Here is a 22,938-nt window from a genome sequence, read left to right as displayed (position 1 = left end):
CGAGGAGGACAGTGGGCATTGCGACCCTCGACGAACCGGACTACTTTTTTCGGTGTGCCGAACTTTGCTTCCCGGATAGCCGGAACCTGCCTCCGGCGCGCGGCAGCCGCCGCGTGCGCGGGCGCGCTCGCGCTCGGGGCGTGCTCGGCCGGGACGGACGCCGGGACGCCCCCGCCCGACGACGGACGGCCCGTCGTGCTCACGACGTTCACCGTGCTCGCGGACATGGCCGAGAACGTGGCGGGCGAGCACCTGCGCGTCGAGTCGATCACCAAGGTCGGCGCCGAGATCCACGGCTACGAGCCCACGCCCGGCGACGTCCGCCGGGCGACCGAGGCCGACCTGGTCCTCGACAACGGCATGGGACTGGAGGCGTGGTTCGCGCGCTTCGTCGCGGACCTCGACGTGCCGCACGTCGTCGTGAGCGAGGGCGTGGACCCGATCCCCCTCGGCGACGACACCGCCGAGGAGTACCGCGGCAAGGACAACCCGCACGCGTGGATGTCGCCCGTCCAGGCCCAGCACTACGTCCGGAACATGGCGGACGCGTTCGCGGAGCTCGACCCGGCGCACGCCGACGACTACGCCGCCAACGCCGCCGCGTACTCCGCCGAGCTCGCCGCGGTGCACGACGAGCTGACCGCCGCGCTCGACGCGCTGCCCGCGACCCATCGCGCGCTGGTGACGTGCGAGGGCGCGTTCCCCTACCTCGCGCGCGACGCGGGGCTGACCGAGCAGTACCTGTGGGCGGTGAACGCCGAGCAGCAGGCCACACCGCGCTCCGTCGTCGCCGCCATCGAGTTCGTCGAGGAGAACGACGTGCCGGCCGTGTTCTGCGAGTCCACCGTCTCCGACAAGGCGATGCGCCAGGTCGCGCTCGAGTCGGGCGCCGCGTTCGGCGGGACGCTCTACGTCGACTCGCTGTCCGCGCCCGACGGCCCCGTCCCGACGTACCTCGACCTCCTGCGCCACGACGCGGAGACGATCGTCGCGGCCCTGACCGGCGCGGGCGGCGACGCGTGAGCGCGGGCGGACGGGCGGCGTCGGGCACGCCCGCGATCGACGTGCGCGACCTCACCGTGCACTACGGCGACGTGCTCGCGCTCGACGGCGCGACGCTCGCGCTCGGCTCGTCGCACGGGCCGGGCACGGTGTGCGGGCTCGTGGGCATGAACGGCTCGGGCAAGTCGACGCTGTTCAAGGCCGTCATGGGCATGGTGCGCCCCGACCGCGGCACCGTGCTGCTCGACGGCGCACCGCCCGCACGCGCCCGCCGCGCCCAGGCGGTGGGCTACGTGCCGCAGAGCGAGGACGTGGACTGGGCGTTCCCGCTCAGCGTGCGCGACGTCGTCATGACGGGGCGGTACGGCTACCAGGGGTTCACGCGGCGCACCCGGCCGGCCGACCGGGAGGCGGTCGAGCACGCGCTGGAGCGCGTGGATCTCGCCGACCTCGCCGACCGGCAGATCGGCGCGCTCTCGGGCGGGCAGCGCAAGCGCGCGTTCGTCGCGCGCGGGCTCGCGCAAGGGGCGACGCTCCTCCTGCTCGACGAGCCGTTCGCGGGCGTCGACAAGCGCACCGAGGCGACGATCACCGCGCTCCTGCGCGAGCTCGCGGCCGGCGGCGCGACCGTGCTCGTCTCGACGCACGACCTGCACGCGCTGCCCGAGCTCGCCGACGAGGCCGTGCTGCTCCAGCGGCGCGTCCTGCTGCACTCGACGCCCGCGGAGGTGCTGCGGCCCGAGAACCTCGCGCTCGCGTTCGGCGTGGAGGTGGCCCCGTGAGCGACCTCGCCGCCGCACTCCTCGAACCGCTGTCGTTCGAGTTCCTGCGCACCGCGCTCGCCGTCACGGTCACCGCCGGGATCGTGTGCGGCGTGCTGTCGTGCTGGCTCGTGCTCGTCGGGTGGTCGCTCATGGGCGACGCCGTCTCGCACGCCGTGCTGCCCGGCGTCGCGCTCGCGTACGTGGTGGGGGCGCCGTTCGCGCTCGGCGCGCTCGTGTTCGGGCTGCTCGCGGTGCTGCTCATCGGCGCGGTGCGCGACACGTCGCGCGTCAAGGAGGACGCCGCGATCGGCGTCGTGTTCACGACGCTGTTCGCGCTGGGCCTCGTGCTCATCTCCGTGACGCCGAGCCAGACGGACCTCAACCACATCCTGTTCGGCAACCTGCTCGGGGTGTCGCGCGCCGATCTCCTGCAGGTGCTCGTGCTCGGCGCCGTGACGCTCGCCGCCGTCGTGCTCAAGCGGCGCGACCTCACGCTCTACGCGTTCGACCCGACGCACGCCCACGCGATCGGCCTCTCACCGCGCCGGCTCGGGGCGCTGCTGCTCGGACTGCTCGCGCTCACGGTCGTCGTCGCGCTCCAGGCCGTGGGCGTCGTGCTCGTGGTCGCGCTGCTCATCACGCCCGGCGCGACGGCCTACCTGCTCACGGACCGCTTCTCCCGCATGCTGTGGATCTCGCCGCTCGTCGCGGCGGTGTGCGGGGTCGTGGGCATCTTCGTCAGCTACTACCTGGACACCGCGTCCGGCGGGACGGTCGTGGTCGCGCTCGGCGTGGTGTTCGCGCTCGCGTACCTGTTCAGCCCGCGGCACGGCCTCGTGGGCGCGCGGCTCGCAGCGGCCCGGCGGCGTCGGCGCGTCCGCGCCTGACCCGCGCGGCGCGGCCCGCCCGGCGTTGCCGGACGCGTCGCCCCCGTGCGCTGTGTGCGAAATCTCCAGGAAATCGCCCCCGATTCCCTGGTGCTTCTCAGGTTCGACCGGGAGACTGGTCGGCATGTCAGCGAGGACGAGCGAACCCACGACGCCGCAGCGCACGCGTCCGTCCGCCCGGTTCGCCGCGGCGAGCCTGCTCGCGCTGGCCATGATGCTCCCGATGTGCTCCACGGCGACCGCCGCCGAGGTCCAGCAGCTCATCGCGGACGCGCAGGTCCAGACAGAGTCGATCGGCGACGACCTCGACCGCGTGCACGCCCAGCTCCCCGCCCTCCACCCCGTGCTCCGCAACGACGTCCTCGACGCCGTCGAGTCGGTCGAGGCCGCGACGGACGAGGCGCGCTCCGCGCTCGACCGCGCGACCGACGGCGACGAGGCCGCGGACGGCCGGGCCGCCGTCGCCCTCGCCGACGCCCAGGTCGCCCTCGACGCGGCGGCCGCGCAGCTGCGCCACGTGACCTCGCTCGCGCACGACGCGGGCGAGGGCGTCGCCGTGACGCTGGAGCGGCTCCAGGCGCACATCGACGCGCTGCGCGGCGAGACGAGCCGCGCGGGGGCCTGAGCCTTCCCCGCCCCCGGGTGTGGCAGTTAGTCCGAATGATTCCGCTTGTCCGTTTTTCACGGACAACGGGGAGAACTCCCCCTGTTCAGACACATACGCAATGCCCCACAATGAGGGCCGCAGTCGCGCGGACCGACCCGTCCGCGCCGGACTCGACCACGTCGGCCCCATCAGAAAGCAGAAGAGACCCATGGCCCAGCAGTACCCCACCGCTCCCCAGGCCCCCGCCGGCTACGCCGCCCCGATCGAGGACCCGGGCAAGACCCTGGGCATCGTCGGCTTCGTCCTCGCGTTTGTCTTCGCGATCGCCGGCATCGTCGTCAGCGCGATCGCCCGCAAGAAGAGCAAGGAGGCGGGCTTCGACAACCAGCTCGCCAAGTGGGGCCTCATCCTCAGCATCGTCTTCACGGTGCTCGGCGCGATCGGCTTCATCCTCTACATCGTGGCGATCGCGGCGCTCGTCGCGAACGGCGAGGTCACCACGTACTGACCCCGCGCGCTCCCGGCGGCCGCCGTCCCGCACGGGGCGGCGGCCGTCGTCGTCCCCGGGCGGTTCCGCGTGCCCGGACCGCCCGACGCNGCCGTCGTGCGGTCCGCCCGCCGTCGTGCGGTCCGCCCGCCGTCGGACGGGTCGCGGAAGATCCGCGGTCCCGGCACGGTTGAGACGGCGCACGACCGCGCCGCCGGTGGACCACCGGCCCGCCGACGGCCGCCCGACCGCAGGAGCAGACGATGAGCGACGACACCACTTCCCCGCACCCGACGCCGTCCGGGACGCCGCCGACCGGCGCCCCCGGCCCCGCCGCGGTCGAGCTGGGCCTCGACACGTTCGGCGACGTGACCGCCGGACCCGACGGCACGCTCGTCAGCGGCGCGCGCACGATCCGCGACGTCGTCGAGGAGGCCGAGCTCGCCGACCAGGTCGGGGTCGACTTCTTCGGCGTCGGCGAGCACCACCGCGCCGACTTCGCCGTGAGCGCGCCCGAGGTCGTGCTCGCGGGCATCGCGACGCGGACCTCGCGCATCCGCCTCGGGTCCGCGGTGACCGTGCTCAGCTCCGACGACCCGGTGCGCGTCTTCGAGCGCTTCTCGACGCTCGACGCGCTGTCCGGCGGGCGCGCGGAGGTCATCCTCGGGCGCGGGTCGTTCATCGAGTCGTTCCCGCTGTTCGGCTACGACCTGGCGGACTACGAGGTGCTGTTCGAGGAAAAGCTCGACCTCTTCGTCCGCCTCCTCGACGAGGGTCCGGTCACGTGGTCGGGCACGACGCGCCCGGGCCTGACCGACCAGGAGGTGTGGCCCAAGACCGAGGGCGGGCGCCTGCGCACGTGGGTCGGCGTGGGCGGCTCGCCCGAGTCGGTCGTGCGCACCGCGCGGCACGGCCTCGGTCTCATGCTCGCGATCATCGGCGGCGAGCCCGAGCGGTTCCGCCCCTACGTGGACCTGTACCACCGCGCCGTCGAGGAGTTCGGCAACCCGGCGCTGCCCGTCGGCGTGCACTCCCCCGGCCACGTCGCCGAGACGGACGAGCAGGCGCAGGAGGAGGTCTACGAGCACTTCGCCGCGATGAACAACCGGATCGGCCGCGAGCGCGGCTGGCCGGCCTACCACCGCGGCCGGTTCGCCCACGACGTGCGCGACGGGTCGCTCTACGTGGGGTCGCCCGAGACGGTCGCGCGCAAGATCGCCCGGACCGTCCGCCTCCTGGGCGCGGGCCGGTTCGACCTCAAGTACTCGGCCGGGACGCTCCCGCACGCGGCGATGCTGCGCAGCATTGAGCTCTACGGCACGCAGGTCGTCCCGCGCGTGCGCGAGCTCCTCGCGGAGGGCTGACCCCCCGCCCGCCCGGCCGAACACGGGGTTGCTGTTGTTATCCGGCCTATGACGGCACCAACCCCGTGCTCGACGGCGAGGAAGCCCGTGCTCGGCGGGTCGGGTCCGCTGGTCGGGTCCGCTGGTCGGGTCCGGGTCGGGTCCGCTGGCCGGGTCGTCAGCGCCCGGCCGCGCGGAGGGCCGCCGCCTCGAGGTCGGGCGGGACGCCGACGGCGGGGCGGTCCGTGCGCTGCGGCGTCGTCTCTCCCGCGGCGTCGAGCGCGCGGAGCCACGCCCACGTGTCCTCGACGGTCTCGCGGACGTCGCGCGTGCGGAGCCCGAGCGCGTGCGCACGTGCCGTGTCCGAGCCGTGCAGCGCGTCGTGCAGGTCGCCCGGCGGGAGCCACACCGGGAGCTGGCTCCACGGCTCGATCCCCGCGGCGAGCACGGCCTCGGGCTCGACCCACACGAGCTCGGCGGGCGGGTTCCCGGCGGCCGCGGCGTCGGCGGCCGTCGCGGCGACGCACGCGGCGAGCAGGTCGCCCATGGTCGTGTGCCCCGGTGCGCTGACGACGTCGACCGGCCCGGACGCGCCCGCGAGCGCCGCGTCGAGCGCGAACGCGGCGAGGTCGCGTGCGTCGACGTACTGCAGCGGGAGGTCGGCCGGCCCGGGCGCGAGCACGGGCCCGCCGCGCGCGATCCGGCGCAGCCACCACGGCAGCCGGCCGACGTTCTCGCGCGGGCCCAGGATCAGCCCGGCGCGCAGCAGGATCGCGCGGTCCCCGAGCGCGTCGGTCGCGGCGATCTCGGCACCGCGCTTGGCGCGCGCGTAGTCGTCGTGGGTGGTGTCGTCGGGGTCGCCGTCGACCAGGTCCGCGGACTCGTCGGCGCCGCGCGCGGTGGGCAGCGGGTACACCGAGCGCGACGACACGTAGACGTACCGGTCGTCGCCGGGGAGCCGGCCCGCGAGCACGCGCGCGGCGTCGCGCACCGCCGCAGGCGCCCACGACCACGTGTCGACGACGACGTCCCACTTCTGCGGGACGTCGTCGTCCTGCAGCGCGTCGAGGCCGTCCGGCCGGGTGCGGTCGCCCACGAGCTGCCGGACGCCGTCGGGCACGGGCGCGCGGCCCCGGTTGAGGACGGTGACGTCCCAGCCGCGCCCGAGCGCGTCGTCGACGACGGCGCGCCCCACGAAGTCGGAGCCGCCGAGGACCAGGAGCCGAGTCATGCGCCTACCTTGGCGCCTCGCGGGCCCGCTTGCAGCCCGTTACGCCGCGGGCAGAGGGGCGGCCGCTCGTCGCCGGGCGGTCAGTCGGGGTCGGTCGGGTCGAGGGGCGCCTCGGGGTCGAGGTTGACGACGCCGCGCCGCCAGTAGCCGCGGACGTCGAGCCGGTCCGGGCGCACCCCGGAGCGGCGCAGGTCGCGGCGCACCGCCGCGAGGTCGGTCGCCTCGCCCGCGCCGACCACGTGCTCGTCGGCGTCGAGGGGGCCGAGCGCGCGGACCGCCTCGGCGAGCTGGCCCGGCCCGTCGGTCCGGTAGAGGATCTCGACGCTCGCCCGCCCGAGCTCGGCCTCGACGAACGCCTCGTCGACGGCGTCGCCGATCTCGACGATCGCGGTCACGGGCACGTCCGGCCCGACGGCGTCGACCCACCGCGCGAGGGCCGGGAGCCCGGTCTCGTCCCCGACGAGCAGGAGCCGCCCGACGCCGTCCGGCACGCCGCGTGTCGTCGACGGCCCGGCGAGCACGACCTCGTCGCCGGCCGCGGCGCGGGCCGCCCAGGCCGATGCCGGCCCGCCGGGCTCCCCGGGCGGGGCGCCGGGGAAGTCGTCGCCGTGCAGGACCCAGTCCACGTCGACCTCCGCCACGCCGTCGACGACGCGCGTCGCGCGCACGGTCATCTCGCGCGAGATCGAGACGACGCCGGCCGGGCGCTGCAGCGCGCCGTCGGCCGTGAGCGTGGGCGCGTGCAGGACGCCCGTCGCCGGGTCGGGCAGGAAGACCTTCACGTGGTCGTCGGGGCCGGGCGCGGCGAGCGTCGCGAGGCCGTGCCCGCCGCTGGTGCCGTGGTCGCCCGGGCGGGGTGCGCCGTCGGCCGTGGGGTCCGCGTCGCGGAACGTGATGCGTCGCAGCGCGTCGGACGTGCGCCGGACGGCGTGGACGCGGACGCGGCGCGGGACGGGGGCGAGGCGGGTGCGGGGTCGATCGGGCACGTGGAGATTGCACCACGACCCGCCCGCCCGCGCCGAGAACGGGGTTGCTGTCGTCATCCGGTGGATGACGACAGCAACCCCGTGGTCGAGAGCGCGCGATGCCGTGCTCGTCAGGCGAAGAACACCCGCAGGTCGGCGACGACGTCCTCGGGGACCTCGAGCGCCGCGTAGTGGCCGCCGCGCGGGAACTCGGACCAGTGCTCGATCCGGGCGTTGTCCCGCTCGGCGAAGGCGCGCAGCGTCTGGAAGTCGTCCTTGAACACGGCCACGCCGATCCGCCCCTGGCTCACGACGGGCTCCGCGCCCGACCGCTGCTCGGCGTAGTGGTAGCGCGCCGCCGTCGCGTAGGAGTTGGTGAGCCAGTAGAGCGTCGCCTGCGCGAGCACCTGGTCGGCGCTCACGAGGCTCGTCCCGTTGCCGAAGCTCTCGAAGAGCTCGTGGTACGCGAGGACGGCGACCGGCGAGTCGGCGAGGCCCGCGGCCACGGTCTGCGGCCGCGACGCGTTCATCGTGTTGTACGCGCCGACGGACTGGAACCACTGCATGTGGCCGAGCGCCGCGTACTCCTTCTCCCCGAAGCCGTCCATCTCCCCCTCCGCGCCCGAGGGGAACGAGAAGAGCTGGAGCACGTGGGCGCCGAGGAAGCCCGCGGGGTCGAGGATCGCGAGCTCGCGGCCGACCATCGCGCCGCCGTCGCTGCCGTGGATGCCGTACGAGTCGTAGCCGAGGTCGCGCATGAGGGTGTCGTAGGCCCGGGCGACGCGCGCCATGGTCCAGTCCGTGTCGCCGACGACGGGCGTCGAGAACCCGAAGCCCGGCATCGACGGGATGACGAGGTGGAACGCGTCCTCGGGGCGGCCGCCGTGCGCGACGGGGTCGACGAGCGGGTCGATCATGTCGAGGAAGTCGAGGATCGAGCCCGGGTAGGTGTGGGCGAGCAGCAGCGGCGTCGCGTCCTCGTGCTGCGACCGCACGTGCAGGTAGTGGATCGGCTGGCCGTCGATCTCGGTGCGGAACCCCGGGTACGCGTTCACGCGGTCCTCGACGGCGCGCCAGTCGAACGTCGTCCAGCGCCGGACCATGTCGCGCAGGTACGACTCGGGGGTGCCGTACTCCCAGGAGTCGCCGGGGGGCGGCGGGCGCGAAGCGGGTCCGCTCGAGCCGCTCGCGCAGGTCGTCGAGGTCGGCCTGGGGGACGTCGACGGAGAACGGACGGTGCTCGAGGGTCGTCGTGCTCATGGTTCCTCCTTCGTCGTGCGGGGCGTCCTGCCCTGCTCTCGTGAACGACACTACGGAGGGTTCCGGCACGGTTCTTTCCTTTATTCTGAGCGGGTTCGACGAACTTCCGACCTCTTCTCCGGAGGTACCCGTGGCCTCGACGTCGGCCCGCATGCTCGCCCTGCTCGGCCTGCTGCAGTCGCGCCCCGACTGGTCCGGCGCCGAGCTCGCCGCACGGCTCGGCGTGAGCGACCGCACCGTGCGCAACGACGTCGCCCGGCTGCGCGAGCTGGGCTACCCCGTCGACGCGGTGCGGGGGCCGGGCGGCCGGTACCGGCTGGGCGCGGGCGCGCGCCTCCCCCCGCTCCTGCTCGACGACGCCGAGGCCGTGGCCGTCGCCGTCGGGCTGCGGGCCGCGACCGGCACCGCCGGCTTCGAGGAGTCCGGGGCGTCGGCGCTCGCCAAGCTCGAGCAGGTCATGCCCGACCGGCTGCGGCGCCGCGTCGCCGCGCTGCGGTCCGCGAGCGCCGCGGGCCCGGCGAACACCGACTCGAACGTCGAGGACCCGGTCGTCGACCCGGACACGCTCACCGCCCTGGCCGACGCCGTGCGCGACCACCAGGGCCTGCGCGCGTACTACCGCGACGAGCCGGTCGAGCTCGAGCCGTACCGCCTCGTCGCGTGGCAACGGCGCTGGTTCCTCGTCGCGCGCGAGCCCGCGACCGGCCGCTGGGCGCCGTACCGCGTCGACTGGCTCGTACTGCGCGTGCCGGGCGGGCGACGGTTCACGCCCGTCGAGTTCCCGGGCGACATGACGGAGCTCGTCGTGCGCGAGGTCGCGCGCACCGGCTGGGCCGTGCACGCGCGCGTCGAGGTCGACGCCCCCGCCGAGGAGGTGCTGCGGCGCATCAACCCGACGGTCGGCACCGTCGAGCCGCTGCCGGACGGCCGCTGCGTCCTCGTCACCGGCGGCGACAGCGTCGAGGTCGTGGCGGTGTGGGTCGGCATGCTCGGCCTCGACTTCCACGTCACCGACCCGCCCGGCCTCGTGGACCACGTGCGGTTGCTGTCCGAGCGCTATGCGCGGGCCGTCCCGGGCTGAGGCCGGGCCCCTCTCCCGCCGAGCACGGGGTTGCTGTCGTCATCGCCGTCTTTCGGGCAGCGACCCCGTGCTCGACCGCGCGGAAGGTCGTTCTCGGCGGGGCCCGGTGCCGGGCCGGAGCGGTGCCCGACGGCGGTGCTCGCCCGCGTGGGTGGGCGCGCCTAGCGTGGGGGCGTGGACGTGGAGGTGCGCTCCGCCGTCGGGCGCTTCGACGACGTCGCGACCGTGGTCGGGCCGCGGCGGGCCGGCGTGCGCGCGTGCTGGTGCACGTCCTACCGGGACAGCCGCGTCGCCGTGGAGGACCGCCCGGCGTTCATGGCCGGCCTGTGCGAGACCGACCCCGGGCCGGGCGTGCTCGCGTACGTGGACGGCGAGGTCGCGGGCTGGTGCTCCGTCGCGCCGCGCAGCACGTACCGGCGGCTCATGAACGCCCGGACGATCCCGTTCGTCGACGACCTCGACGCGTGGAGCGCGGTGTGCTTCGTCGTCCGGGCCGGGTACCGCCGCCGCGGGCTGATGCACGACCTGCTCGCGGGCGCCGTCGAGCACGCCGCCGCGCACGGTGCACCAGCGGTCGAGGGCTACCCCGTCGACGCGGGCGGCGAGCGCGTGGACGTGATCTCCGGCTACGTCGGCACCGTCGCGCTGTTCGAGCGCGCCGGGTTTGTCCGCGCCGCCCCGACGACGGGCGTCAGCGGCGGCGTGCCGCGCGTCGTCATGCGCCGCGCGCTCGCCTGACGACGCGACACCCGACCCCGGTGTCACGGGCGACCAGCGCACGCGCGACGGCGCGTCTCAGGTCGGTCACGATCGCCGTCGTCGCGAGGCCGGCGAGCCTCGGGTCCGTACGCTCGGTGCCATGGGGAGGCAGGGCCGTGACCGGCGCGTTCGCCGACGGCGACGCGATCGGTGTCGGCGGCGGCGAGCTCGTGGGCTCGGTCCCCGCCGACTGGGAGCCGCCGGACGGCCTGCACGTCCCCGAGGGATGCGCGCCAGACGCCGTCTGGAACGGGACGCGCTGAACCGCGCCCCGCCGGGGCTCATCGTGCGGGGTCGACCCACGGGTCGACGACCGTCACGTGCACTGCGGCCCGCGCTCGAAGCCGTTCGCGCACGTCGTCGCCGAGCCCTCGGATCGTCAACGTCCGCGGTCGCGACCACCTCCGCCAGCCAGGCTGGCAAGATGCCAGCATCGTCCACCAGGCTCAGCGCCGCCCTCGAGACCAATGAAGTTGCAGCGGGTTGAGAGAATGGACCGTCGTGAGTACCGAGCCCGCAGCGAACCAGCCTGACGCGCGCCCTCCCCAGCGGGACGGCGCGCCCGAGGGCACCCCGCGCGAGGGCCGGCGCCGCGGGAACCGCCGCGGCCGCGGACGGGGCGACCGGACGGCGTCGGGCACCTCGGCGGGCGGCGCGTCGGCGCCGCGGCGCGGGCGGGGCGAGCGGGCGGCGTCGGGCCCGCGGCAGGTGAGCCGAGCGCAGCTCGAGCGGGCCGCGCAGGCGCGCGAGACCGTGACGGTCCCGCCCATCACCTACCCCGAGCAGCTCCCGGTCAGCGCCCGACGCGCGGACATCGCCGCCGCGATCCGCGACCACCAGGTCGTCATCGTCGCGGGCGAGACGGGCTCCGGGAAGACGACGCAGCTCCCCAAGATCGCGCTCGAGCTCGGCCGTGGCCGCACGGGTCAGGTCGGGCACACGCAGCCACGCCGGATCGCCGCGCGCACGGTCGCCGAGCGCATCGCGGAGGAGCTCGGCACGGAGCTGGGCGGCGTCGTCGGGTACCAGGTGCGGTTCACCGACACCTCCAGCGAGGACACGCTCGTCAAGGTCATGACGGACGGCATCCTGCTCGCGCAGATCCAGCGCGACCCGGAGCTGCTCGCGTACGACACGATCATCGTCGACGAGGCGCACGAGCGGTCCCTCAACATCGACTTCCTGCTCGGCTACCTCGCGCGGCTCCTGCCGCGCCGCCCCGACCTCAAGCTGATCATCACGTCGGCGACGATCGACTCCGAGCGCTTCGCGCAGCACTTCTCCCCCGCGCACCTCGCCCAGCTCGGCGGCGCACCGGACTACGTGGTCGACGCGCTGCCCGACGCCGCGCCCGTCGTCGAGGTGTCCGGCCGCACCTACCCGGTCGAGATCCGGTACCGGCCGCTGTCCCCGGACGTCGACCCGGGCTCCGGGAAGGCGAAGGGGCGCGCAGGCGCCGAGGAGAAGGACCTCGTGACCGGCATCGTCGACGCGTGCGACGAGCTCATGCGCGAGGGACCGGGCGACATCCTCGTGTTCCTCTCCGGCGAGCGCGAGATCCACGACGCCGCCGACGCGCTCACCGGCCACCTCAAGGACCGCGTCACCGACCCGAAGCACCCGCAGCGCGTCGAGATCCTGCCGCTGTACGCGCGGCTGTCGTCGGCCGAGCAGCACCGCGTGTTCCAGGCGCACTCCTCGCGGCGCATCGTGCTCGCGACGAACGTCGCCGAGACCTCGCTCACCGTGCCGGGCATCCACTACGTCGTCGACCCCGGCACGGCCCGCATCTCGCGCTACTCCAAGGCGACCAAGGTCCAGCGCCTGCCCATCGAGCCCGTGTCGCAGGCGAGCGCGAACCAGCGCTCCGGCCGCTCCGGGCGCGTCGCCGACGGCATCGCGGTGCGCCTCTACTCCGAGGACGACTTCCTCTCCCGGCCCGAGTTCACCGAGCCGGAGATCCTGCGCACCTCCCTCGCGTCCGTGCTGCTCCAGATGATCTCCGTCGGCGTCGTCGAGGCCCCCGACGAGGTCGCGCGCTTCCCGTTCGTCGAGCCCCCGGACACCCGGGCCGTGCGCGACGGCGTCCAGCTCCTCACCGAGCTCGGCGCCCTGGCGACGTCCGACGGCGTCACGCGCCTCACCGAGGTCGGGCGCGTCCTCGCGCAGCTCCCCATGGACCCGCGCCTCGCCCGCATGATCTGGGAGGGCTCGAGGCTCGGCGTCGCGCGCGAGGTCGCGATCATCGCCGCCGTCATGTCGATCCAGGACCCGCGCGAGCGCCCCGCCGAGGTCCGCGCGCAGGCCGACCAGGCGCACGCGCGCTTCACCGACCCGCACTCCGACTTCCTCACCTACCTCAACGTGTGGGAGTACGTCCGCGAGCAGCAGCACGAGCTCTCGTCGTCGGCGTTCCGCCGCCTGTGCAAGGCCGAGTACCTCAACTTCCTGCGCATCCGCGAGTGGCAGGACGTCGTCGCCCAGCTCCGCGAGATGTCCAAGCCCCTCGGCATCGACATGTCGTACAAGCAGCGCACCCGCGGCGTGGCCGGTGACGACGCGCGGCGAGGTCCAGGACGAGCGGCGGCTGCGCCCGAGGATGCGAAGGGCGTGGCGGGCCTGGCGGGAGCGACGCGAGGAACGAGCGGCGCGGATGGTAGCCCGAGCACCTCGGGCGCAGCCGCCGCGGACCCGACCACCGCCCCCGACAGCCAGGCCTACAAGCGCGCCTGGGACGGGGACACGATCCACAAGGCGCTCCTGTCCGGCCTGCTGTCGCAGATCGGGATGCAGGACACGGGCGAGGTCAAGGCGTCGTCGGTCGCGCACCTCAAGGGCGAGGCCCGCGCCAAGGCGCTGCGGCGCGCGCAGAAGCAGGCCCGCAACGAATACACCGGTGCACGCGGCGCGCGGTTCGCGATCTTCCCCGGCTCGCCGCTCAGCAAGAAGCCGCCGGCGTGGATCATGGCAGGCGAGCTCGTCGAGACGTCGCGGCTGTGGGCACGGGACGTCGCGCGCATCCAGCCCGAGTGGGCCGAGGACCTCGCGGGCGACCTCGCGCGGCGCACGTACTCCGAGCCGCACTGGTCGACGAAGCGCGGCGCGGCGATCGCGACGGAGAAGGTGCTGCTGTACGGCGTGCCGATCGTCGCCGACCGCAAGGTGCTGTACGCGAAGGTCGACCCCGAGGCCGCGCGCGAGATGTTCGTGCGGCACGCGCTCGTGCAGGGCGAGTGGACCACGCACCACCGGTTCTTCCACGAGAACCGCCGCCTCCTCGAGGAGGCGGAGGAGCTCGAGGCGCGCTCGCGCCAGCGCGGGCTCGTCGTTGACGACGACGTGCTGTTCGACTTCTACGACGAGCGCGTGCCCGACGACGTCGTGTCCGCCGCGCACTTCGACCGGTGGTGGAAGACGGCACGGCGCCGCGACCCCGACCTGCTCACGTTCACGCTCGAGCAGCTCGTGCCCGACGTCGAGCAGATCGACACGTCGCAGTTCCCCGAGACCTGGCCGCAGGGCGAGCTCACGCTCCCGCTCACCTACCAGTTCCAGCCCGGGACCGAGGCGGACGGCGTCACCGTGCACGTGCCGATCTCCGTGCTCAACCGCGTCGTCCCCGACGGGTTCGACTGGATGGTGCCCGGCCTGCTCGACGAGCTCGCGACCGCGACGATCCGCTCCCTGCCCAAGCCGGTCCGCGTCCAGCTCGTGCCCGCCCCCGACGTCGCGCGCGACGTCGTCGCCTGGCTGCGCGAGCACACGCCCGCCTGGGAGGACATGGCCCGCGCGGGCGACATGGCCGAGCCGTTCCACGTCGCGTTCACGCGCGCCGTCCGGGCGCTGCGCGACGTCGTCATCCCCGACGACGCGTGGGGTCCCGAGCAGGAGGCGCGCCTGCCCGCGCACCTGCGCATGACGTTCCGCGTCGAGGACCCGCGCGGCCGCGGCGGGTCCGTCGTGCTCGACGAGTCCAAGGACCTCCTCGCCCTCCAGCGCCGCCTCGCCGCCCAGAACCAGGCCGCGGTACGCGCCGCCGTGAAGGGCGCGGTCGGCGCCGCGCTGCGTGAGGCGGAGTCTCGGTCCGGGGAAGGGGCGGCCGCCGGTGCTCGGACTCCAGCCGCCAGCCCCGCCACGTCCTTCGCCTCCGACGGCCGCCCCTCCCCCTCGGTGTCCGGCTCGCCGACACGTCGCGGCCAGGGCACGGCGTCCGACGGCGCAGGGTCACCCGCGGCGTCCGGCTCACCAGGGCGCGGTGCGGGACGAGCGGGCGGAGCGCCGTCGGATGCGAAGGGCGTCAAGGCCGCGATCGCGAACGGACGGCCGAACGACCGTGGTGACGGCGCGGCCGGCCCGAGCACCGACGGCGCACCGCCCGCGGACCCGACCACGGGCGCCCTGGTGACCGAGCAGACCGACCTGACGACGTGGCCCGACGTGCCCGGGGGCGCGATCCCGGCGACGGTGTCGACCGACCTCGGAGGTGGGGTCGTGGTGCGGGGGTTCCCGGCGGTCGTCGAGGAGCAGGACGCGAAGGGGAGGCCGAGCGTCGCGCTGCGCGTGCTGGCCGACGCGACCGCGCAGGCGCGCGAGCACGCCCGGGGCGTGCGGCGTCTGCTGCTGTCGGAGACGGCGCTCCAGACGGGGCGGATCACGAGCCGGTGGAACGGGACGCAGTCGCTGACGCTCGCGGCGAGCCCGTACCGGAACACGGACGCGCTGGTCGCGGACCTCCAGCTCGCCGCGGTGATCGCGCTGACGAGCGGTGGGAGCGGACCGTACGGGAAGCAGCCCGACGCGGCGGCGATCCGCGACGCCGAGGGGTACGCGGCGGCACGGGCGTTCGTCCGGTCGCACCTGGAGGACCAGGTGCACCAGGTCGTCGGGCACGTGGTCGCGGCGCTCACGGCGTCGCGGAACCTCGACGCGGAGATCCGCGCGTCGAACAGCCTCGCGCTGCTCAACACGCTCACCGACCTGCGTGAGCAGGCCGCGGGCCTCATCCACGACGGCTTCGTGTCCCAGACCCCGCCCCGACGCCTGCCGCACCTCACGCGCTACCTGCGGGCGGCGTCGTACCGGCTGGAGAAGGCGCAGACGAACCCGAACCGCGACGCCGAGCTCGCGTGGCGCGTGCACGACGTCGAGGAGGCGTACCAGCGCGCCCGCGCCGCCTACGCCCAGGGCCCGGCCGACCCCCTCCGCGCGGCCGACCTGGCCGAGGTCCGGTGGCTGCTCGAGGAGCTGCGCGTGTCGCTGTTCGCGCAGCAGCTCGGCACCGACGGCCCGGTGAGCGAGAAGCGCATCCGCAAGCTGCTCACGCCCGACGGCTGGTGACGCACGCCCCGACGGCTGGTGGCACGGGCGTCCGGTCGCGCGCGACCGTCGAGGCCGGCCCGGCGCGGGGTCGCCGTCAACAGGTCTCGTAGAGATAGCCCGGCTCGTCGGGGGCGACGAGGTCGCGGTCGCGCAGGACGACGAGCGGGGCGCGGGCGTCGCGGGCGCAGACGTCGTCGAAGGTCAGGCCCGCGTCGGCGAGCGCGTCGGGGTACTCGACCTGGAGCACGTGGTCGCCGTAGACCGCGGTGTACGCGGCGCACTCGTCGAACACGGCGCACTCCTCGGTGACGGCGAGGTCGAACCCGAGGTCGCGCGCGGCGAGGGGCGCGACCTCCGCGGCGTTCTTCTGCGCGACGGCGAGCCCGGCGTCGTGCGCGAGGTCGACGTACGCGCGCGCGAGCGCGTGCGCGCCGTCCTCGTCGATCGCGTCGAACCGGGTCCACGTGTCGAGGTTGTCGATCTCGACGGCGTCGAACCCGTCCTCGGCGCAACCGCTCACGACGGGACCGAGGATCGCGAGGATGCCCTCGCGCTGCTCTGCGGTCGACGGGTCGAGCACGTGCTCGTCAGGCCAGTCGGGGTCGACGACGGGCGTCCCGTCGGCGTCGTGCAGCAGGAGGTCCTCGTGGCCGCGCCACCGGTCGGCGTCGCCGGGCTGGGTCTGGAACCCGTTGACGTAGCAGACCGAGTACGCGCCAGGCAGGGGCTCGGCGGTCGCGTCCCGGACGACGACGTCGGGCGTCACGGGCCCGGATCCGGGGTCGACCTCGTCGTACGCGCCGCCGAGCTGGTAGTCGAGCACGCCCTCGGTGGGCGGGAGGCGCGGCGTCGCGCCCGCTGACGGGCCGGTGCTCGACGGGCCTGCGGTCGACGGGCCTGCGGTCGACGGGTCCGCGGTCGCGGGGACCGCGGGGCCCGGCGCGCACCCGGCGAGCGTCAGCGCCGCGACCGTCAGCGCACCCCAGGTCCGCTCAGCCTGTCCCATCCGTCTCCCCCTCGTGTCGGTCCGTGCGGCGACCGTACGCGGTCCTGGGCGGAGCAGTCGTCGGACGACCGGACTCACCCTTCACTGTCAGGGTGTGACAGCGTGCGCACTGTCACACTGTCGGACAAGACAAACCTCGTACGGATGTCTTGAAATGGGACCCATCAACCACATCCGTCGTCCGACGAGACGACGCCCGAGGTAGGGGGAAACCATGACGCGAGCCGTCGTCACCGGCTACGGGGCGGTGACCCCTGTCGGACTCACCGCCCCGGACACGTGGGACGCGCTGCTGCGCGGCGAGTCCGGGGTACGGACGATCAAGGACGACTGGGCGGCCGACCTGCCCGTCCGCATCGCGGCGCGCGTCGACGACGCCTTCTCCGAGGGGCTCGCCGTGCGCGAGGTGCGCCGCACGGACCGTGCGGAGCAGCTCACGCTCGTCGCGGGCCGCGAGGCGTGGGCCTCGGCGGGCTCGCCCGACGTCGACCCGACGCGTCTCGCCGTCGTGGTGGGCTCGGCGAACGGCGGCATCGCGACGACGCTCGACCAGTCGCGCGTGCTCGACGAGCAGGGACCGCGGCGCGTCTCCCCGCACACGGTCACGATGCTCATGGCCAACGGCCCGGCCGCGTGGCTGTCGATCGACCTCGGCGCGAAGGCGGGCGCGCGCGCCCCGATCAGCGCGTGCGCCGCGGGCTCGGAGGCGATCGCGATGGGTCGCGAGATGATCCTGGCCGGCACGGCGGACGTGGTGGTGTGCGGCGGCGTCGAGGCGGGCGTCCGCGCGTTCTCCCTCGCCGCGTTCGCCGCAGCCCGCGCGATGTCGACGCGCAACGACCAGCCCGAGCGTGCGTCGCGCCCGTTCGACGTGCACCGCGACGGGTTCGTCATGGGCGAGGGCTCGGCGCTCCTCGTGCTCGAGAGCGAGGAGCACGCCCGGGCGCGCGGCGCGGTCGTGCACGGCGTCGTCTCCGGCGCCGCGCTGACGTCGGACGCGTTCGACATCGTCGGCGGCGACCCGGAGAACCAGGCCCGCACCATCGGGCTCGCGCTGCGCTCGGCGGGCCTGTCCCCCGCCGACGTGGGGCTCGTCCACGCGCACGCGACGTCGACGCCCGTCGGCGACGTCAACGAGGCGGACGCGCTGCGCGCCGCGCTCGCCATCCCGCCCCCCGTGACGAGCACCAAGGGCGCGACGGGCCACCTGCTCGGCGCGTCCGGGTCGCTCGGCGTGCTCGTCGCGCTGCTCGCCGTGCGCGACGGCCGCGTCCCGCCGACGCTCAACCTCGACTCCCTCGACCCGGCCGTCGACCTCGACGTCGTCCGGGGCGCCGCGCAGCCGACCACCGCTCGGCACGCGCTCGTCAACGCGTTCGGGTTCGGCGGCCACAGCGCGAGCATCGTCGTCTCGCGCGACTGACCCCTCCTCCGCCGAGAACGAGGTTGCTGTCGTTCTCGGCGTCAGAACGTCAGCAAGCCCGTTCTCGGCGGCGAGCAACCGTGTGCTCGCGTGACGATGGGGGCATGGACCTCGACGCACGCCTCGCCGACATCACGACGCTCCGCGTGGACGCGATCGTCAACGCCGCGAACTCCGCCCTCCTCGGGGGCGGGGGCGTGGACGGGGCGATCCACGCCGCGGCCGGGCCGCGGCTGCTGGAGGAGTGCCGCGAGCTGCGGCGCACGACCCTCCCCGACGGCCTGCCCGTGGGCGACGCCGTCGCGACCGGCGCGTACGACCTCCCGGCCCGCTGGGTGGTCCACACCGTCGGCCCGAACCGCCACCGCGGCCAGACCGACCCCGCACTCCTCGCGTCCTGCTTCGCGCGCTCGCTCGACGTCGCCGCCGGCCTCGGCGCGCTGACCGTCGCCTTCCCGGCGATCAGCGCGGGCGTCTACGGCTGGGACGTGGACGACGTCGCGCGCGTCGCCGTCGAGGCGGTCCGCACCTCGACGGCGACCGGTCCGACGTCCGTGACGTTCGCCCTCGCCTCCCCGCGCGCGCTCGCCGCGTTCGAGGCCGCGCTCGCCCGCTGAGGCGGGGACCCGGCGGCTCAGGGTGGTGGGCCGCAGGATCAGGGTCGGCTCGGGGGACCACCCGATACCGCTGCGACGTACCCGCTCGTACCGTCGAGGTATGAGCACCTCAGACGCCTCCGCAGCCTCCTTCCGGCCGACCCTGTCCCGGCCCCGTCACGGCCGGATGATCGCGGGCGTGTGCGCCGGGATCGCCCGCCGCTTCGGGTGGGACCCGACCGTCGTGCGCGTCGTCGCCGCGGTCTCGATCCTGCTCCCGGGCCCCCAGGTCATCGCCTACCTCGTCCTGTGGGCCCTCATGCCGAACGACCGCGACTGACCCGCCCGGGCGACCGCCCGCGCGCCCCGCGAGGCCGCGGACCGCGGACCTACCTCGACGCGCGCATCCGCCGCCGCGCGACGACGATCGTCACGCCGCCGGCGACGAGCACGACCGCGAGGCCGACGAACGCGCCGACGTGCGCGCCGGTCGTGGCGAGTCCGCCCGGTCGGCCGGGCGCCGCGCCGTCGGCCCCGGGCACCGCGCCGTCCGGGGCGAGGACCTCGAGCTCGGTCCACAGCACGCGGCCGTCCACCTGGCCGACGAGCGCGAACCGGTGCTCGCCCACCGCGACGTCGGCGGGGACGGTCACGGTCGCGGTGAGCACGCCGGACGCGTCGGCGCGGTGCGTGCCGAGGTCGGCCGGGGTCGAGAACAGCGTCGCCGTCACCCACTCGCCGGGGGCGAAGCCCTCGGCCGTCGCGGTGACCCGCTCGCCCGCGCGGACGCGTGCCGGGGTGAGCGTGACGCCGCCGTGGTTCGCGTCGGTGAGGTCGTCGGCGCCGACCGTGTGCCGCGGGGTCGAGGGCGGCTGCTCGCCCGCGCCGGGCGTCTCGCCGGGCTCGCCGGGGCCGCCCGGGCTGTCGCCGTCGAGGTGGCCGTCGAACACGTCGGACGCCGCCCCGAGGCTCAGGAGCACGGTCTCGCCCGTGGCGTCGTCGAGGCCGTCGTTGTCGGTGATCGCCCACACGGTGCCGTCGCCGCCCACCGTCAGGCCCTCGAGCTTCTCCTGCGTCCAGCCGTGCGTCGCCCGCAGGTCGGGCAGGACGTCGTGCGCGAGCGTCTTGGTGACCGCGACCGGGGTCACGGACGCGGCCCCGACGGCGACGTCGGGCACGTCGACGGCGTAGACGCGCTTCACCGCGGCGGCGGGGCCGTTGAGCTTGTCGCGCTCGACGACGGCGAGCGTGTCGTGGTCGACGACGGTCACCTCGCTGAGGCCCATCCAGTCACCGTCGGTCGTGGTGCGCTCGAGCGGGTAGGCGAACCAGTCCCACGTGCGCGTGGCGACGTCGTAGCGGCCGAGCCGCGCGGTGCCCGCCGTGCCGCCCTCGTCCGTGGTCAGGCCGCGTTGGAGCGCGACCCACACCTGCTCGCCCGCGCCCTGGTCGGCGGTCGGGCCCGCCGGAGCGACCGCGACGCCCTCGACGCCCTGCTTGCCGAGGCCCGCGGCGACGTCCTCGGGCAGGGCGACGGACTCGGCGACGGCGCCCGTGGCGTCGACGCGCACGACCGCGTTGTCCGCGCCCTTCGCGCCCTCGACGCCGAGCCAGAAGCCGCCCTCCGGTCGCGCGGCGACGCCCTCGACGTCGAGGCCCACGGGGTCGCCGTCGCGCGTGAGGGTGACGGACCTGTCGATGACGGCCGGGGAGCCCGCGCCGTAGCCGCTCACGTCGAGCGACAGGAGCTGCGTCGTGGCGTACGCCGAGTCGGTCGCCGTCCACAGGCGCCGGGGGTCGGCCGGGTCGGCGCTCAGCGCGCCGAGCGCGCCCCACCCGATCGGGGCGCCGGCCCGGGGGCCCTGCATCGCGTCCGCGGAGACGACGCTCGGGAACCGGGGCGTCCCCGCGCCGCCGGCCCACCGCTCGCCGCGCCCGAACACGGTGACGGCCGAGCGCACGCCCGCCGCGGCGTCGTCCTCCTCGCTGGAGACGACGAGCAGGTCGCGCTCCGGCACGACGAGCAGCCCCTCGGGGCCGTTGGTCGTCGCGAGCACCTGGACGAACCGCGGGGCGGTCACGTCGGTCACGTCGTACACCGCGACGAAGTTCGAGCGCTCCGAGCCGACGAACGCGTAGCGCGTCCCGCCGAGCGTCGCGACGGCCAGGCCCTCGGGCTCGACACCCTTCTTGCCCGCGCGGTCCTCGGTGTGCAGGCCCACGCGCACGGCGAGGCGCTCGAGCTCGGCACCCGCGTCCCACACGACCTCGCCCGACGCGGCGTCGAACACCGACCAGCCGCGCGTGCCGCCCTTCCAGTCGCCCTCGTTCGCGGTCGCGACGTGCGCGTCGTCGAGCCAGGCGATCGCGTCCGGCTCGCGCGGCGTCGCGGGGATGGAGCCGGACTGGTCGATCACGCCGTCCTTCGCCACGTCGATCCCGGAGACGGCGACCGAGCCCGCGGAGAAGACGGTCTCGACCTCGCCCGACGCGATGTCGACGACGGCGACGCCGTTGTTCTCCTGGAGCGTCACCGCGACCTTCGTGCCCGCGGGGTTGATCGCGACGTACTCGGGCTCCGGGTCCTGCGGGGTGTCGAGACCGGCGGCCTCGACGACCGGGAGCGGCGAGCCGGCGTCGTCGAGGAACGGGACGGCGCGGGTCGACCAGGCGGTCGGGTCGTCGCCCGGCAGGTCGAGGACCTGCAGGAACCCGCCCGGGAGCTGGGGGAGGTCGCCCTCGTCGCCACCCGTGGGCGTCGCGTCCTCGTCGCGCTGGTTCTCGATCGCGACGACGGCGTGCGCGCCGTCGGGCGTGACGGCGATCGAGTCGGGCTGGCCGCCGAGGTCGAGCGACCGCACGCGCTCGCGCGTCGCGAGGTCGACGACGTCGAGGCGGCCGCTCGGCGCGGTGAGGCTCACCGACGTGTCCACGACGACGAGCACGTGGCTGCCGACGACCGCGACCGACGTCGGCTCGTCGTGGTCGGACCCGAGCTCGGCGAGGCTCAGCGTGCCGAGGCCGCGCGGCGCGCTCGGGTCGGTGATGTCGAGGAAGCCGATGCGGCGCGCGAGGGCGTCGGTGTGGACGACGGTCCGCCCGTCCTCGCTCACCGCGGAGATCTCGGCGACCGTCTCGGCGGCGGGGTCCTCGCCGTCGGGGCGGTTGTGGAACACCGGGTACGTCGCGAGACGGTGGAACGTCTCGTCCGGTGCCGGGGCGGTCAGGACGACCGGAGCGGTCGCCGCGGGCGCCGTGGGCGCGGCTCCTGCGGGCGGCGGGACGGCCGCGGCGACGGGCAGGCCCAGGGCGAGCGTCGCGCCGGCGACGAGCGCGACGGGACGCGTGCGGCGGGCGGGGCGCTCCGGCACGCTCCCCCGGGTCCGCTCGGGGATCGATGACATGGCTCTCCTTCGACAGGGTCGAGCAGAGAGTCGTGCGGCGCGGTGGCGGCGGGTCGACGTCCTCCCGGCCGTCGCGTGACGGGCGGGTGAACTCTCGGAGCTCGTGGCACCGTCACGGCCTGCCGATTGCCCCGGGCGACGGCTCGCCGCGCGGAGTACTTGATACTTCGGCCCCGTGACCGAATTGTGACGACGGAATTACCTAGTACTCGGTGTCCTGGACGCCGCGACGGTTGCTAGCGTCGACGGAGATTTACCTGCTACTCCACGTCCCACCAACGATGGCGGGCGCGGCCCGGCGCAGCGCCGGGCAGGTGAACGCCTCTTCTCCCGATCTCCCCTCGTGCCGAACGTCCCGCGACGACGCGGGGCGTGAGGAAGGACGACAGATGACGCAGCACGCCTCACCCCGACCCTCCCGCACGCACACGGTCCTCACGTCCGTCGCGCTCGCCGTGCTCGCCCTCGCGGTCGCCGGCCTCGTCGCGTTCCTGCTCGTGTACAACGGCAAGGTCGCCGACGGCGCGACCCGCCTCGACGACGGCGCGACGCAGCTCTCCGACGGCGCCGCGACCCTCGCCGACGGCACCGCCGAGGCGCAGGCCGGGGCGCAGCGCCTCGCCGACGGCGCCGGCGACCTGGAGGCGGGCGCGGGCGACCTCGTCGCCGGGGCGCAGAAGGCGTCCGACGGCGCGGCACAGCTCGCGACCGGCGGCGCCACCGCGCTCGACGGGGCGACCGAGCTCGCCGCCGGCGCGGACGAGCTCAACGCGGGAGCGGCCCGGCTCGCCGCCGGCACGGGCG

Annotated in this window: 18 protein-coding genes and 1 pseudogene; 14 read left to right on the top strand and 5 right to left on the bottom strand. The window is 75.1% G+C overall.

Translation table 11 applies throughout. The features are described 5' to 3' along the window. The first annotated feature begins 54 nt into the window (after positions 1-54). The 6 genes from GJV82_RS07765 to GJV82_RS07740 all read left to right on the top strand — a co-directional run bounded on the left by GJV82_RS07765 (position 55) and on the right by GJV82_RS07740 (position 5,111). Positions 55-1,023, top strand: coding sequence for a metal ABC transporter solute-binding protein, Zn/Mn family (locus GJV82_RS07765; RefSeq protein WP_024841354.1), 969 nt, complete (start codon positions 55-57; stop codon positions 1,021-1,023). Next, on the top strand, positions 1,020-1,784 hold the full coding sequence (locus GJV82_RS07760) for a metal ABC transporter ATP-binding protein (protein WP_115941413.1): 765 nt from the start codon (positions 1,020-1,022) through the stop codon (positions 1,782-1,784). The genes GJV82_RS07765 and GJV82_RS07760 overlap by 4 nt, the downstream gene beginning before the upstream one ends. Beyond that, positions 1,781-2,653 (top strand): metal ABC transporter permease, encoded by an 873-nt coding sequence (locus GJV82_RS07755; RefSeq protein ID WP_115941414.1) that lies wholly within the window; start codon positions 1,781-1,783, stop codon positions 2,651-2,653. The genes GJV82_RS07760 and GJV82_RS07755 overlap by 4 nt, the downstream gene beginning before the upstream one ends. Before the next feature lie 124 nt (positions 2,654-2,777). Next, positions 2,778-3,278: a hypothetical protein gene (locus GJV82_RS07750; RefSeq protein ID WP_155098832.1), complete on the top strand. Its 501-nt coding sequence runs from the start codon at positions 2,778-2,780 to the stop codon at positions 3,276-3,278. Between the two features lie 190 nt (positions 3,279-3,468). Continuing rightward, the gene (locus tag GJV82_RS07745) at positions 3,469-3,768 is read left to right on the top strand and encodes a hypothetical protein (RefSeq protein ID WP_024841358.1); all 300 of its coding nucleotides are present in this window, start codon (positions 3,469-3,471) and stop codon (positions 3,766-3,768) included. A 242-nt stretch (positions 3,769-4,010) separates the two neighbouring features. Next, positions 4,011-5,111, top strand: a complete 1,101-nt coding sequence (locus tag GJV82_RS07740) for an LLM class flavin-dependent oxidoreductase (protein ID WP_115941415.1) — start codon at positions 4,011-4,013, stop codon at positions 5,109-5,111. Positions 5,112-5,268: 157 nt separating this feature from the next. On the opposite strand, the gene GJV82_RS07735 is transcribed toward GJV82_RS07740, so the two are convergent. From GJV82_RS07735 to GJV82_RS07725, 3 genes are all read right to left on the bottom strand, one after another. Beyond that, a complete protein-coding gene (locus GJV82_RS07735) occupies positions 5,269-6,321 on the bottom strand; it encodes an NAD-dependent epimerase/dehydratase family protein (protein ID WP_024841360.1) in 1,053 nt (350 codons plus the stop codon). Positions 6,322-6,401: 80 nt separating this feature from the next. Continuing rightward, complete coding sequence (locus GJV82_RS07730; protein WP_196217205.1) at positions 6,402-7,307, bottom strand: siderophore-interacting protein; 906 nt, start codon at positions 7,305-7,307, stop codon at positions 6,402-6,404. A gap of 110 nt (positions 7,308-7,417) precedes the next feature. Further along, positions 7,418-8,389, bottom strand: a complete 972-nt coding sequence (locus GJV82_RS07725) for an epoxide hydrolase family protein (protein WP_318657408.1) — start codon at positions 8,387-8,389, stop codon at positions 7,418-7,420. Positions 8,390-8,676: 287 nt separating this feature from the next. Here GJV82_RS07725 and GJV82_RS07720 point away from each other — a divergent pair, with 287 nt between their 5' ends. From GJV82_RS07720 to hrpA, 4 genes are all read left to right on the top strand, one after another. Beyond that, positions 8,677-9,627 carry a helix-turn-helix transcriptional regulator gene (locus GJV82_RS07720; RefSeq protein WP_115941418.1) on the top strand — a complete coding sequence of 317 codons (951 nt, stop codon included), beginning with the start codon at positions 8,677-8,679 and terminating at the stop codon, positions 9,625-9,627. Positions 9,628-9,801: 174 nt separating this feature from the next. After that, positions 9,802-10,365: a GNAT family N-acetyltransferase gene (locus tag GJV82_RS07715; RefSeq protein ID WP_318657407.1), complete on the top strand. Its 564-nt coding sequence runs from the start codon at positions 9,802-9,804 to the stop codon at positions 10,363-10,365. Positions 10,366-10,502: 137 nt separating this feature from the next. Then, positions 10,503-10,649 (top strand): hypothetical protein, encoded by a 147-nt coding sequence (locus GJV82_RS07710; protein WP_155098830.1) that lies wholly within the window; start codon positions 10,503-10,505, stop codon positions 10,647-10,649. Positions 10,650-10,887: 238 nt separating this feature from the next. Continuing rightward, positions 10,888-15,723 carry an ATP-dependent RNA helicase HrpA gene (gene hrpA / locus GJV82_RS07705; RefSeq protein WP_404812943.1) on the top strand — a complete coding sequence of 1,612 codons (4,836 nt, stop codon included), beginning with the start codon at positions 10,888-10,890 and terminating at the stop codon, positions 15,721-15,723. Between the two features lie 76 nt (positions 15,724-15,799). On the opposite strand, the gene GJV82_RS07700 is transcribed toward hrpA, so the two are convergent. After that, complete coding sequence (locus tag GJV82_RS07700) at positions 15,800-16,711, bottom strand: endo alpha-1,4 polygalactosaminidase (RefSeq protein ID WP_115941420.1); 912 nt, start codon at positions 16,709-16,711, stop codon at positions 15,800-15,802. Positions 16,712-16,925: 214 nt separating this feature from the next. Between GJV82_RS07700 and GJV82_RS07695 the strand changes: the two genes are divergently transcribed. The 3 genes from GJV82_RS07695 to GJV82_RS07685 all read left to right on the top strand — a co-directional run bounded on the left by GJV82_RS07695 (position 16,926) and on the right by GJV82_RS07685 (position 19,070). Further along, a complete protein-coding gene (locus GJV82_RS07695; RefSeq protein ID WP_115941421.1) occupies positions 16,926-18,134 on the top strand; it encodes a beta-ketoacyl-[acyl-carrier-protein] synthase family protein in 1,209 nt (402 codons plus the stop codon). Between the two features lie 104 nt (positions 18,135-18,238). Next, positions 18,239-18,751: an O-acetyl-ADP-ribose deacetylase gene (locus GJV82_RS07690; protein WP_155098828.1), complete on the top strand. Its 513-nt coding sequence runs from the start codon at positions 18,239-18,241 to the stop codon at positions 18,749-18,751. Between the two features lie 100 nt (positions 18,752-18,851). Further along, complete coding sequence (locus tag GJV82_RS07685) at positions 18,852-19,070, top strand: PspC domain-containing protein (RefSeq protein WP_024841370.1); 219 nt, start codon at positions 18,852-18,854, stop codon at positions 19,068-19,070. Between the two features lie 49 nt (positions 19,071-19,119). Here the strand turns inward: GJV82_RS07685 and GJV82_RS07680 are convergent, their stop codons facing one another. Continuing rightward, positions 19,120-22,134: an esterase-like activity of phytase family protein gene (locus GJV82_RS07680; protein ID WP_155098827.1), complete on the bottom strand. Its 3,015-nt coding sequence runs from the start codon at positions 22,132-22,134 to the stop codon at positions 19,120-19,122. Positions 22,135-22,523: 389 nt separating this feature from the next. On the opposite strand from GJV82_RS07680, the pseudogene GJV82_RS07675 reads away from it, so the two are divergent. Continuing rightward, positions 22,524-22,938 (top strand): annotated as a pseudogene (locus tag GJV82_RS07675) (hypothetical protein); the annotation flags it as partial.

Origin of the sequence: Cellulosimicrobium composti (assembly GCF_009711085.1) — a bacterium.
Lineage (GTDB): Bacteria > Actinomycetota > Actinomycetes > Actinomycetales > Cellulomonadaceae > Cellulosimicrobium > Cellulosimicrobium composti.
Note: the sequence above shows the minus strand (reverse complement) of the source record. Positions and strands in the feature narration are given on the sequence as shown.